This window comes from Bradyrhizobium sp. Leo114, assembly GCF_055229415.2.
The window spans coordinates 104,166-116,658 of record NZ_JBUYEN020000029.1 but is presented as its reverse complement, the minus strand read 5'-3'; the positions used below and the strand labels follow the sequence as shown (position 1 = coordinate 116,658).

Here is a 12,493-nt window from a genome sequence, read left to right as displayed (position 1 = left end):
GAGCGTCATCTAATCGAATGCTGCTTCTCGAAACTGAAGCGTTTCAGGCGCGTTGCTACGCGCTACGAAAAAACCGCACGAAATTACTTCGCTGTCGTCGCTATCGCCGCAACTCTGCTCTGGCTAACATAACTGTCCACGCGACCTAGGCCATCGCCAGCCGCTGCCGCGAGCGGATCAGCAGCATCAGCATGATGGTGACGTTGAGAGCGTTCCAGGCCAGCCCGTTGGCGAAGGCGGCGGCGTAGGAGCCGGTGGCATCGAAGATCACGCCGGAAATATAGCCGCCCAGCGACATGCCGATCACCGAGGCAAAGATCACGATGCCGACGCGGGTGGCGGCCTCCGCGGCCGGCATCGCCTCGCGGATGATGATGGCGTAGCTCGGCACGATGCCGCCCTGGAACAGGCCGAACATCGCCGAGATGATGTAGAGCGAGGTCAGGCTGTCGAAGAACAAATAGAACAGCAGCGCCGTGCCCTGCGCGACCGAGCCGATCAGCAGCGTACGGATGCCGCCGATCCGGTCGGCGAGAAAGCCGGAGCCGATGCGGCTGATGATGCCGAAGCCGAGCATCAGGGACAGCATCTCGGCACCGCGCGCCTCCCCATAGCCAAGGTCGCCGCAATAGGCGACGATATGCACCTGTGGCATCGCCATCGCCACGCAGCAGGCGATCGCGGCCAGCGAGAGGATCGCCGTCAGCGCGTTGGTGGAGAGCCGCACTTTGACGCGCGGCGGCGGCGCGTTGAGATGGCTGCGCCGGCTCGCCGCGCCCGTCAGGCGCCGCAGCACCAACAGCGCGACCGTCATCGCCACCGCCGTGAAGATGCCAATCGCGACATGCGTGGTGCGCCAGCCGAACTGCTGCATGCCGAGATTCACCAGCGGCGGCCAGATCGTGCCGCCGATATAGTTGCCGCTGGCGGCGATCGCGACCGCGAGTCCGCGGTAGCGGTCGAACCAGTGCGAGGCTTCCGCCATCAACGGCCCGAAGGTCGCCGATGACGACAGTCCGATCGCGAAATGAAACAGGATGAACGACCAGATCGACGGCGAGTAGCCGGCGCCAATATAGCCGAGCCCGAGGATGCCGATCCCGAGCCCGATCGCGGTGACGATCCCGTAGCGATCGGTGATCTTGCCGGTCAAAACCCCGCCCGAGCCGAAGCCGATCATGACGAGGGTGAATGCGAGCGAGGCGGTCCCTCGCGTGGCGGCGAAATCCCCCTGCACCACCGGCAGCGCCACCACCACGGACCACATACCGACGCTGCCGAGCGCGCCGATCACCACGGCGACAGCGAGCCGCAGCCATGCCCGGCGCGAATCGGGAATGAACTGGTCCGAATTTGGGCTGATCTGAGAAGGAATTTCCACGGCGAGGCCAAACTTCGTCGCGAATTGCCTCCTGGTCAAGCGCTTTGGCGAAATATTGGGCATGCGGAAATGCCCTCCGCCACTCCCGTCATTCCGGGGCTCGCGCAGCGAGAACCCGGAATCCATTTCACCACCGTGCCTGCGGCCCAATGGATTCCGGGCCTGCGCCTCACGGCGCATCCCGGAATGACAGCATTCTCACGCTGCCACCAACTTCGTGAGCAATAGGGCTCTTCCAGCAACCATCCAACTATGCGAAACTCGCACCGTGGATATCCGCCAACTGCTCAAGCTCCTGGTCGCGCTGCTGGTGACGGCAAGCCTGACCCTGGCGCCGCTCGCCACCCCGGCCGCGGCGGAGCATATGCTGTCGTCCGCTGGCATGCAGATGGCGGACGATCAGGACATGGCGGACATGCCCTGCTGCCCGGACAAAGAGAAGAGTCCGGCTTGCCGGGACTGTCCGCTGGTTGCGATCTGCATGATGCAGGTCATGCTGGCCGGCCCATCGACCAGCATGGTGGACGTGATCCGACGGCCGGGCGAACAGCTCCGTCCGCTCAACGACATCATCGCTGACGGGCTGGCGCGCCCACCTCCCGACCACCCCCCTCGAACTTTGGCCTGACCGGCGTCACGGCGCCGAGCGCTGCCGCGTGGCTTGAGACGCCGCGCGGATCACACGTGCTGCGCGAGCAGCAGACCAAAGCAATCGAGGAATGGAAAAATGAAATCGTTCAACACCAGGCGCGCCGTCTCGGCAGCGCTCATCGGCATGGCCGTGCTGGGCACGGCCGGCACCGCGCGGGCCGAGATCAAGGACTACGAATTCCAACTGGTCGATCAGACCGTCCAGGCGGGAGCGGACAAGATCATCACGGTTCGGCTGGTCAACAAGAAGACCGGCAAGCCGGTGCCGGATGCCGTGATCTTCGCCACGCGGCTGGATATGGCCCCCGACGGCATGCAGGAGATGGCGACCAAGGTCACCGCCGTGCCCGGCGGCGAGCCCGGACTGTACAAGTTCAAGGCCACCCTGGGCATGGCCGGCCGGTGGCAGCTTTCGCTCGGCGCCAAGGTGCAGGGCGAAACCGGCGCGGTCGAAAACAAGCTCGTCGTCACGGCGCAGAAATGACCCGCGCCATCGTGATCGGCGCCGCCGCTGCGACCTTCGCAGCGGCGGGTCTCGCCATTTTCGCCGGCGGAATCCCGTGGCCGAAGCCCGCGGGTTACGCCATCTCGCACGCGGCCGCAGCCGACACGGACACGACCTCCGGCCGCAAGATCAAGTACTACCGCAACCCGATGGGGCTGCCGGATACGTCGCCGGCGCCGAAGAAGGACTCGATGGGGATGGACTACATCCCCGTCTACGAGGGCGAGGAGACCGACGACGGCTCGATCAGGCTGTCGCCGGGCCGGATCCAGCGCACCGGCGTCAAGTCCGAGCCGGTGATGCTCCATATCGTCAGCACATTGGTGCGTGCACCGGGGACGATCCAGCTCGACGAGCGCCGCGTCTCCGTCATCGCCATGCGCGCCGAAAGCTATGTGCAGAAGGTCGCCAATGTGACCACCGGCAGCCGGGTGACAAAAGGCCAGCCGCTGATGGAGATCTATAGCCCCGCGGTCTCATCGGCCGCCGCCGAATATCTCGCCACCATCACCTCGAAGACCACGGCGACGATCGAAAGCTATGGCCGCGGCTCGCGGCAGCGGCTGATGAATCTCGACGTGCCGGAAGCCGCCATCGCGACGATGGAAAAGACCAAGGCCGTCCCGATCGTGATCGAATGGTCGGCGCCGCGCGACGGCATCGTGCTGGAGCGCAACGCCGTCGAAGGCATGCGTGCGCAGCCCGGCGACGTGCTGTTTCGTGTTGCCGACACCTCGCTGGTCTGGGCCGTGGTCGACGTGGCGGAACGCGATGTCGGCGGCGTCGCGGTCGGCCAGCCCGTCACCGTGCGTGCCCGCAGCTTTCCGGGCCGCGCTTTCGCCGGCAAGGTCAGCGTGATCTATCCGCAGGTCAACCGCGACACGCGCACCGTCCGCCTCCGGATCGAACTCGACAATGCCGACCTCGCGCTGCTTCCCGACATGTATGTCGATGCTGAGATCGAAGTCGGCAGCCAGAACCCCGTGATCGCCGTACCGGACAGCTCCGTGCTCGACACCGGCAGCCGGCAGACGGTCATCATCGACAAGGGCGGCGGCCGGTTCGAGCCGCGCGAGGTCAAGGTCGGACATCGCGGCGGCGGCTATGTCGAGATCACGGAGGGTGTCAGCGAAGACGACATCGTCGTGACCTCGGCCAATTTCCTGATCGACGCCGAGAGCAATCTCAAGGCGGCACTGAAGGGCTTTTCCGATGCACGCAGTGTGCAGGAAACATCCTCGACCAGCGGCATGGGAGGACAGCCATGATCGCCCGCCTCATCGCCTGGTCGGCACGCAACCTGCTGCTGGTGCTGTTCGGCACCGGCTTCGCCGCGGCGGCCGGACTCTATGCGCTCCTTCATCTGCCGCTCGATGCCATCCCTGACCTCTCCGACACCCAGGTGATCGTCTACACCGAATATCCGGGCCAGGCGCCGCAGGTGATCGAGGACCAGGTCACCTATCCCTTGACATCAGCCATGCTGACCGTACCGAAGTCGAAGGTCGTGCGCGGCTTCTCGTTCTTCGGCGCCTCCTTCGTCTATGTGATCTTCGAAGACGGCACCGACATCTATTGGGCGCGCTCGCGCGTGCTCGAATTCCTCAATGGCGCATCCTCGCGCCTGCCAGCCGGCGTGACGCCGACGATCGGACCCGACGCGACAGGTGTCGGCTGGGTCTACCAATACGCCGTGATCTCGAAAGAGCTGAACCTCGCCGACACCCGCACGATCCAGGACTGGAATCTGAAATTCGCGCTCGCCAAGGCCGAGGGCGTCGCGGAGGTCGCCAGCATCGGCGGCTTCGTGAAGCAGTACAACGTGATCCTCGATCCACAGCGGATGCGCGACCGCGGCATCACCATGCAAAGGATGCGCGAGGCGATCCGCGCCAGCAACGCCGATGTCGGCGGCCGCACCGTCGAATTGTCCGAATTCGAATACGTCATCCGCGGCAAGGGCTACATCAAGGATGTCAACGACCTCGGCAATATCGTGCTCAAGACCACCAACGGCACGCCCGTGCTGCTGCGCGATGTCGCCCGCGTCGAGCTCGGCCCCGACGAGCGGCGCGGCATCGCCGAGCTCAATGGCGAGGGCGAGGTTGCCAGCGGCATCGTGCTGCAACGCTTCGGCGTCAACGCGCTCGACGTCATCGAGAACGTCAAGAAGCGCTTCCAGGAGATCGCAACCAGTCTGCCGAAATCGGTCGAGATCGCGCCGGTCTACGACCGCTCGAACCTGATCAACGCCGCCATCGATACCTTGAAGCATACGCTGGTCGAGGAGAGCGTCGTCGTCGCCGTCGTCTGCATCGTGTTCCTGCTCCATGTCCGCAGCGCGCTGGTCGCGATCCTGATGCTGCCGGTCGGCGTGCTGATGGCATTCGGCGCGATGAAGCTGCTCGGCATCGGCTCCAACATCATGAGCATCGGCGGCATCGCCATTGCGATCGGCGCCATGGTGGATGCCGCCATCGTCATGATCGAGAACGCCCACAAGCATCTCGAGCGAGCGAAGCCCGGACAATCGCGCATCGCCATCCTGATCGATGCCGCCGCCGAAGTGGGTCCGGCGCTGTTCTTCAGCCTGTTGATCATCACCGTCTCCTTCATGCCGATCTTCACATTGGAATCGCAGGAGGGCCGGCTGTTCAGCCCGCTCGCCTTCACCAAGACTTTCGCGATGGCGGCCGCCGCGCTGCTGTCGGTCACGCTGGTGCCGGCGCTGATGGTGATCTTCGTCCGCGGCAAGATCGTTCCGGAGCACAAGAATCCGATCAACCGCTTCCTGATCTGGATCTATCGACCCATCATCAAGGGCGTGCTGCGTGCCAAGACGCTGGTCGTGCTGCTCGCGCTCGTCGTCCTCGCCGTGACGGTCTGGCCGGCGCGACAGCTCGGCACGGAATTCATGCCGAACCTCAACGAAGGCACCCTGCTCTACATGCCGACCACGCTGCCCGGCATCTCCGTGACAAAAGCCGCCGAGCTGATGCAGATGCAGGATCGCATCATCCGCTCGTTCCCCGAAGTTGCCTCGGTCTACGGCAAGGCCGGACGGGCGGCGACCGCGACCGATCCGGCGCCGACCGAGATGTTCGAGACCATCGTCAACCTCAAGCCCAAGGAGCAATGGCGGGCGGGAGTCACCGTAGACAGCCTGATCGCGGAGATGGACAAGGCGCTGCAGTTCCCAGGTGTCTCCAACGCCTGGACCATGCCGATCAAGGCGCGCATCGACATGCTTTCGACCGGCATCCGCACGCCGATCGGCGTGAAAGTCGTTGGTACCGACCTGGTCGAGATCGATCGTCTCGCCAAGCAGATCGAGCAGGTTCTGAAGGCAGTCCCGGGAACATCATCGGCTTATGCCGAGCGCGGCATCGGCGGCTATTATCTCGAGATCACGCCGGACCGCACGGCGCTCGCGCGCTACGGCATGTCGGTCCAGGACGTACAGGATACGATCGCAACCGCGCTCGGCGGACAGACGGTGACGACGACAGTCGAAGGCCGGCAGCGCTTTACCGTCAATATGCGCTATCCGCGCGATCTCCGTGACAATCCGAAGGCGATCGGGAGCGACGTCCTGGTGCCGATGCCGGCGGGAGGCGCGGTGCCGCTCGGCGAGGTCGCGACCATCCAGCCGGCACGCGGGCCGACCTCGATCCGCACCGAGAACGGGCAGCTTGCGACCTACATCTATGTCGACATCCGCGACCGCGACCTCGGCGGCTACGTCACTGAGGCGCAGCATGCGGTGCAGGCAAGCGTCCAGTTTCCGCTGGGCTATTATGTGATCTGGAGCGGCCAGTACGAATATCTCGAACGCGCGATGGCCCGCCTGAAGATCGTCGTGCCGGCAACGCTCCTGATCATCTTCCTCCTGCTCTACATCAACTTCCGCTCGGTCACCGAGACGGGCGTTGTCATGCTGTCGCTGCCTTTCGCGCTGGTCGGCGGTCTCTGGCTGATGTGGTGGCTCGGCTTCAACCTTTCGGTTGCCGTCGCGGTCGGCTTCATTGCGCTCGCGGGCGTTGCCGCCGAGACCGGCGTCGTGATGCTGATCTATCTCAACCAGGCGCTGGCCGAGATCAGGGAGCGTCGCGCCGTCGAGGGACGCGCGTTGACTAGGGCCGACCTGCGCGATGCCATCATGGAAGGCGCGGTCGAGCGCGTGCGGCCGAAGATGATGACCGTGGTTGCGATCATGGCCGGACTGCTGCCGATCATGTGGAGCACCGGCACGGGCTCGGAGATCATGCAGCGGATCGCGGTGCCCATGATCGGTGGCATGGTCTCCTCGACGCTGCTGACGCTGATCGTGATCCCCGCGATTTTCGGCATCGTCAAAGGCTTCGGCCTGCCTTCCGACGATCAGGACAAATCACTGCCGCCGGCCGCAGCACCGGCGACGGCGAGCAAGGCGCGCGTTCCGGAGCCGGCCGAATGACGCGAGCCGAAGCGCGCGCCTGACCTCATCTTGCCAGCGGCTTCCCCGCCGTCTCGGGCGCCATCGCGATGAAGGGCAGGCCGACCACGTAGATCAGCGACAGCAGCGAGATCGCGAGCGGATAGCTCCCGGTCTTTGCGGCGAGCGCGCCGATCAGGGTCGGGCCGGCCGCGCCCAATACGCGTCCCATGCTGAAGGCGAAGCCGGAGCCGGATCCCCGCAAGGCGGTCGGAAACATCTCCGGCAGCCAGATCGTGAACAGGCCGAACACGCCGTTGGTGAAGAAGCCGAGCACTGGAAGCAGGACCAGGAACAGCGCGAGATTGTCGAGACGCGCGATGGCGATCTCGTAGCTCACCACCACCGAGATCAGCGAGCCGATGAAGAACAGCACCGCCGTCCGGCGGCGGCTCGCGAGATAGCCGGTGATCCAGGGCATCAGCAGGCAACCGGCCAGCGTGCCGACATTGGTGATGAGACCGGCCACGGCGCCCATCTGCTGCGCATGGGCTGGCGTCGCGCCCGCCGCGGTGAGCTTGGTGATGATGACCGTCGGCGCCCAGAAGTTGGATGACCATAGGCCGAAGATGATGCAGGCCATCATCAGCGCTGCCGCCCATGTGGTGCGCGCTTGCGCGCCCGAGAACAGCGCCGCAAGCGAGGTCTTCGTCTTGGATGCGCGGCTGTGCGCCGGCTCAGGAATATTTCTGCGCAAGTACGCGATCAAGAGCGCCGGCAAGATGCCGAGCATGAACATGCCGCGCCAGCCGAGCAGGCTTCCCCCGATCAGCGTGACGGCTGCGGCGAGAAACAGTCCGGTCGGCGTTGCCGTGTGCAGCCAGCCGGCGAGCCGCACCCTTGTGTGTTCGGGCACGGATTCCTGCAGCAGCGGCGTGCCCGCCGCCCATTCGCCGCCGACACCGAAACCGGCCATGAAGCGAAACAGGGCGAACATGACGACGCCGGTCGCAAGGCCGCACAGTGCCGTGAACAACGAATAGACCAGCACCGTCCAGCACATGATCCGGACCCGGCCATAGCGGTCAGCCGCCCAGCCCCACACCATCGAGCAAGCCCAGCCGAGCATGAAGATCGAGAACAGGAGGCCGCCATAAATGCCGATATTGGCGTGATTCGCCTCGATCCCGCTCGCCGGCAACAATTCCGAGAGCGCGCCGACCAGGATGTAGCTGTACATGGAGGAGTCGAAGCCATCGAGCATCCATCCGAACCAGGTCGCCCAGAACACTTTCCTGGGCGATACCGCCCCGCCCTCCGCGACCTCCGACGCGGTCGTCTCAACGGTACTCTCGGTCATGTTTCCTCCACGTTTCTTTTTCGGGCGGACTATGACCGCGTTTGTACGATGCGACATCTCCGGCAAATGGGACGGAGGCATCTTGTGGAAGAATGGCAGCGGGCTGCGACGCCGTGTGCAAGCGAGCGCGATTTTTTCGAGGGGACCGGGACGCAATAAAGCAATATACAGGCCGTGAACAAAGTCGGCGCCGGGTTCGTTGTATCGACAACGGCGCAGCAAAGGTGAAAGCGAGACGGCCGTGCGAAGGATTGAAGACCAGGGTTTCCTGCTACTGCTGTTCGCCGTCACCCTGGCGTTCGCCTGGATCCTGCAGCCGTTCTATGGCGCGGTGCTCTGGGCCATCGTCGTCGCCGTCATCTTTGCGCCGGTCAACCGGAGGATATTGAGATCGGTGGGCGGAAGGGAGACCCTCGCCGCCTCGATCACGGTCCTGCTTATCATCGCGATGGTGCTGCTGCCGTTCGCGATCATCGCGACCTCACTGGCTCGGGAAGCTGCCGGTCTTTACGCAAAGATCCAGTCCGGGGAGTACAACTTCTCCGCCTATGTCCAGCGGGTTTTCGATGCGCTGCCTGCGTGGGCGACCGGCTGGCTGGATCGCTTCAACCTGGGCGATCTTTCGGCCCTGCGCGAAACGTTGACGTCCGGCCTCATGAAGGGCGGACAGGTCCTGGCGCCTCAGGCGCTCAGCATCGGGATGAACACATTCGATTTCGTCATCAGCCTGGGCATCATGCTGTATCTTCTGTTTTTCCTGTTGCGCGACGGCAAGGCAGTGGCTGATAGGATCAGGGAGGCCGTTCCACTCGAGGCCGATCGGAAGTCCGCGCTGTTCACGCGCTTCGCCGATGTCGTCCGCGCCACCGTCAAGGGTGGCGTGCTGGTCGCGATGGCCCAGGGCGCGCTCGGCGGACTGGCGTTCTGGTTCTTGGGCGTTCACGCGCCGATCTTGTGGGCCGTGCTGATGGCGTTCCTGTCGCTATTGCCGGCGATCGGCGCCGGACTGGTCTGGATCCCTGTTGCCATCTATTTCCTGGCCACCGGCGCCATATGGCAGGGCCTCGGTCTTATTGCCTATGGCGTGCTCGTCATCGGCCTGGTGGACAATCTGCTGCGTCCCTTCCTGGTCGGCAAGGGCACCAAGCTGCCCGATTACGTCGTGCTGATCTCCACGCTGGGCGGAATCGAAGTCTTCGGTCTGAACGGCTTCGTCATCGGCCCGTTGATCGCCGCCATCTTCATGGTGAGCTGGGAAATCTTCGCCACATCGAGGCGGACGTCAGGCGATAACGCGTAGCGCGTAGGATGGGTAGAGCGCAGCGAAACCCATCATTCATGCCGCTTGCTCCATCGCGATGGGTTTCGCTTCGCTCTACCCATCCTACTCCTTGTCTCGCTACTCCGCGGCCACGGCGATAGGCACTCTCCCCTCGTCACTCAGCCCGGCAAACCGGCGCAAGGCTTCGGCCATCCGTACACGTCCGCTGACGCCGGTGATGATCACGTCGACCATGGTGAAGGAACAGTGGAAGTGACCTCGCGCGTTGAGCTGCTCGACCGGCACGCCGGCAGCGGCGAGCGCTTCGGCATACGCCATGCCCTCGTCACGCAGCGGATCGAACTCGCAGGTCACCACGAAGGCCGGAGGCAAGCCCTCCAGCTTGCCGCGTAGCGGCGAGGCGCGCGGATCGGTGCGGTCGCCGGGCGAGCAGTAGAGATCCCAGAACCAATACATCAGCGAACGCGTCACGAAATAGTCCGTCGCATTCTCGGCATACGAGGGCCTTTCGAACGTACAGTCGGTGACCGGGGTCAGCAGGAGCTGGCCCGCAATCTCGGGGCCGCCGCGATCGCGCGCCAATTGGCAGGTGACCGCCGCGATGTTGGCACCGGCACTCCAGCCGGCGACCAGCACCGGTCCTGGCGCACCGCCGAGCTCGGCCGCATGCTCGGCAATCCAGCGCGTCGCGGCAAAGCCGTCCTCCGCTGCCGTCGGGAAGCGGTGCCAGGGCGCATGCCGATAGCCGACGCTGACGAAGATCATTCCGCTGCGCCGGCACATGTCGCGGCAGAACGGTTCGTCCGATTGCTCGTCGCCGAGCACCCAGCCGCCGCCGTGGAAATAGACCACGACCGGATGCGGTCCCGGCGTCGCCGGCCGATAGAGCCGATAAGGCAGCGGACCGTCATTGCCGGGAAGCGTGCCGTCGACGATCTCGCCGACCGGCCGGCCCGCGGGACGGCCCTTGTTGAACTCGTCGAGGAAGTCGCGCGCGCCCTGGGCGCCGAGGGACTCGATCGGCGGCAACTTCATATCCGCCAGCATGTTCAGCACCAGCCGCACATCCGGCTGCAGGCGAACGACCTCGCCGTCATTGCATTGCTCGGCAACGTTCGGACCCGTGAGCTTGAAGCCGAGCATGCCGCGGCTGACGATCTCGTTGCAGATGCTGCGATACGGGCCGACGCCGCCGGTATAGGGCATCACGCCGCGCGCCTTGCCCGGAACGTTCGCGCCCGTGTACCAGGTGTTGGCGAGCCGGTGCAGCGTGACCGTCGCGCAGTCGGCCATGTGCCGCGCCCAGCCGGCCTGCGCCGTCTCGGTGGCTTCCATCGTGGTGAAGCCCGCTTCGCGCAATGCGGTCAATCGATCGACCACCCAGTCGATGTGCTGCTCGATCGACACCGCCATGTTCGACAGCACCGACGGGCTGCCCGGCCCCGTGATCATGAACAAATTGGGAAATCCGGCAACGGTGAGCCCGAGATAGGTCTGCGGTCCCTGAGCCCAGACGTCGGACAGCGATTTTCCATCACGCCCCGTGATCGGATGCACGGCCTTGATGGCGCCGGTCATCGCATCGAAGCCGGTGGCGAACACGATCACATCGAGATCGAAGCTGCGCTTGTCGGTCGTGATGCCGGTCGCGGTGATCTCCTTGATCGGCTCCTGCCTCAAATTCACTAGCGTGACGTTGGGACGGTTATAGGTGGCGTAATAGTTGGTATCGAGGCAGGGACGCTTGGCGCCGAACGGATGATCGTGCGGAGTGAGCGCCTCGGCCGTATCAGGATCCTTCACGGCCGCACGGATCTTCTCGTGAATCAGTTCGCTGACCAGCGCGTTCCCATCGACGTCCACGCCCTGGTCGGCCCAGAGTTGCGTGAGCACGTGAACGAGATCGCCGGCGGCCCACGCCTTTTCGAAGCGCTCGCGCCGCTCGGCATCGCTCAACTGCCAGCTGACGACAGTTTGCTGCGGATATGGCACGCCCGTGAGCGACCAGCGCGCCTGCTCGCGGTAGCCGGCGCGATCGCCCTCCAGCATGGAAAGCCGATCAGCCGGCCGAGGGCCGTTGTGCGCGGGCAGTGCGAAATTCGGCGTGCGCTGGAAAACTGTGAGATGCGCCGCCTGCTCCGCGATCAACGGGATCGACTGGATCCCCGACGATCCCGTGCCGATGACCGCGACGCGCTTGCCGGCAAGATCGACGCCGTCATGTGGCCAGCGGCTGGTGAAATAGACGTCGCCCTTGAACTCCTTGACGCCATCGATCTCCGGCGGCTTGGGCGACGAGAGACAGCCCGTGGCCATGATGTAATTGCGGCAGGAGACGGCTGCGCCATTGTCTGTCGTGAGCAGCCAGCGTTCGATGGACTCATCCCACATCGCCGCCGTGACTTTGGTGCCAAAGCGGATATGGCGCCTGAGATCATAACGATCGGCGACGAAGCCGAGATAGCGCAGGATTTCAGGCTGCGTCGCGTATTTCTCCGACCATTGCCACGCGCGTTCCAGCTCCGGATCGAACGTGTAGCTGTAGTCGATGGTCTGAATGTCGCAACGTGCGCCGGGATAGCGGTTCCAGTACCAGGTTCCGCCGACGTCGCCGGCCTCCTCCAATGCCACCGTCGTGAAGCCGGCCTTGGCCAACCGGTGTAAGAGATAGAGGCCCGCAAAGCCGGCCCCTACCACTGCGACGTCGACCTGTTGCGCCGTGCCGTTTGTCGCCTCAGAAGCACGTGCTGCAACCATTGCGTCTGGCATGCCATCCTCCCGTGCATTTGATTTTTCGTGAGGCTACATCTGCTTCCCTCGGCTTGTCATCGGACAATTCAATCTTTGGTTGGTGCGCTGCAGCTACTCTTTGTTCTTGTTGGGAAACAGTCGAGCGCGAT

General features: G+C 64.4%; 8 protein-coding genes and 1 pseudogene. 6 read left to right on the top strand and 3 right to left on the bottom strand.

Features of this window, described 5'->3' with window-relative positions; genetic code table 11:
* Positions 1-132, top strand: a pseudogene (locus ACZIRK_RS29890) (IS5/IS1182 family transposase); the annotation flags it as partial.
* 13 nt (positions 133-145) lie between these two features.
* Here ACZIRK_RS29890 and ACZIRK_RS29885 read toward each other — a convergent pair.
* Positions 146-1,444 (bottom strand): MFS transporter, encoded by a 1,299-nt coding sequence (locus ACZIRK_RS29885; protein WP_474418707.1) that lies wholly within the window; start codon positions 1,442-1,444, stop codon positions 146-148.
* Positions 1,445-1,649: 205 nt separating this feature from the next.
* On the opposite strand from ACZIRK_RS29885, the gene ACZIRK_RS29880 reads away from it, so the two are divergent.
* The 4 genes from ACZIRK_RS29880 (at position 1,650) to ACZIRK_RS29865 (ending at position 6,993) form a co-directional block, all read left to right on the top strand.
* The gene (locus ACZIRK_RS29880) at positions 1,650-2,009 is read left to right on the top strand and encodes a hypothetical protein (RefSeq protein WP_130227450.1); all 360 of its coding nucleotides are present in this window, start codon (positions 1,650-1,652) and stop codon (positions 2,007-2,009) included.
* 99 nt (positions 2,010-2,108) lie between these two features.
* Positions 2,109-2,516 carry a FixH family protein gene (locus tag ACZIRK_RS29875; RefSeq protein ID WP_474418706.1) on the top strand — a complete coding sequence of 136 codons (408 nt, stop codon included), beginning with the start codon at positions 2,109-2,111 and terminating at the stop codon, positions 2,514-2,516.
* The gene (locus tag ACZIRK_RS29870; protein WP_474418705.1) at positions 2,513-3,805 is read left to right on the top strand and encodes an efflux RND transporter periplasmic adaptor subunit; all 1,293 of its coding nucleotides are present in this window, start codon (positions 2,513-2,515) and stop codon (positions 3,803-3,805) included. The genes ACZIRK_RS29875 and ACZIRK_RS29870 overlap by 4 nt, the downstream gene beginning before the upstream one ends.
* A complete protein-coding gene (locus ACZIRK_RS29865) occupies positions 3,802-6,993 on the top strand; it encodes an efflux RND transporter permease subunit (RefSeq protein ID WP_474418704.1) in 3,192 nt (1,063 codons plus the stop codon). Before ACZIRK_RS29870 ends, ACZIRK_RS29865 begins: the two co-directional genes overlap by 4 nt.
* A 25-nt stretch (positions 6,994-7,018) precedes the next feature.
* Here ACZIRK_RS29865 and ACZIRK_RS29860 read toward each other — a convergent pair whose 3' ends face one another.
* A complete protein-coding gene (locus tag ACZIRK_RS29860) occupies positions 7,019-8,311 on the bottom strand; it encodes an MFS transporter (RefSeq protein WP_474418703.1) in 1,293 nt (430 codons plus the stop codon).
* A 241-nt stretch (positions 8,312-8,552) separates the two neighbouring features.
* On the opposite strand from ACZIRK_RS29860, the gene ACZIRK_RS29855 reads away from it, so the two are divergent.
* Positions 8,553-9,611, top strand: a complete 1,059-nt coding sequence (locus tag ACZIRK_RS29855) for an AI-2E family transporter (RefSeq protein ID WP_474418702.1) — start codon at positions 8,553-8,555, stop codon at positions 9,609-9,611.
* A 99-nt stretch (positions 9,612-9,710) separates the two neighbouring features.
* On the opposite strand, the gene ACZIRK_RS29850 is transcribed toward ACZIRK_RS29855, so the two are convergent.
* Positions 9,711-12,362 (bottom strand): flavin-containing monooxygenase, encoded by a 2,652-nt coding sequence (locus ACZIRK_RS29850; RefSeq protein ID WP_130227455.1) that lies wholly within the window; start codon positions 12,360-12,362, stop codon positions 9,711-9,713.
* Positions 12,363-12,493: the final 131 nt, after the last annotated feature.

Coding starts and splice junctions, on each gene's coding strand:
- ACZIRK_RS29850 (WP_130227455.1), bottom strand. CDS start 12,362: ATGCCAGACGCAATGGTTGCAGCACGTGCTTCTGAGGCGACAAACGGC.
- ACZIRK_RS29870 (WP_474418705.1), top strand. CDS start 2,513: ATGACCCGCGCCATCGTGATCGGCGCCGCCGCTGCGACCTTCGCAGCG.
- ACZIRK_RS29860 (WP_474418703.1), bottom strand. CDS start 8,311: ATGACCGAGAGTACCGTTGAGACGACCGCGTCGGAGGTCGCGGAGGGC.
- ACZIRK_RS29885 (WP_474418707.1), bottom strand. CDS start 1,444: ATGCCCAATATTTCGCCAAAGCGCTTGACCAGGAGGCAATTCGCGACG.
- ACZIRK_RS29865 (WP_474418704.1), top strand. CDS start 3,802: ATGATCGCCCGCCTCATCGCCTGGTCGGCACGCAACCTGCTGCTGGTG.
- ACZIRK_RS29875 (WP_474418706.1), top strand. CDS start 2,109: ATGAAATCGTTCAACACCAGGCGCGCCGTCTCGGCAGCGCTCATCGGC.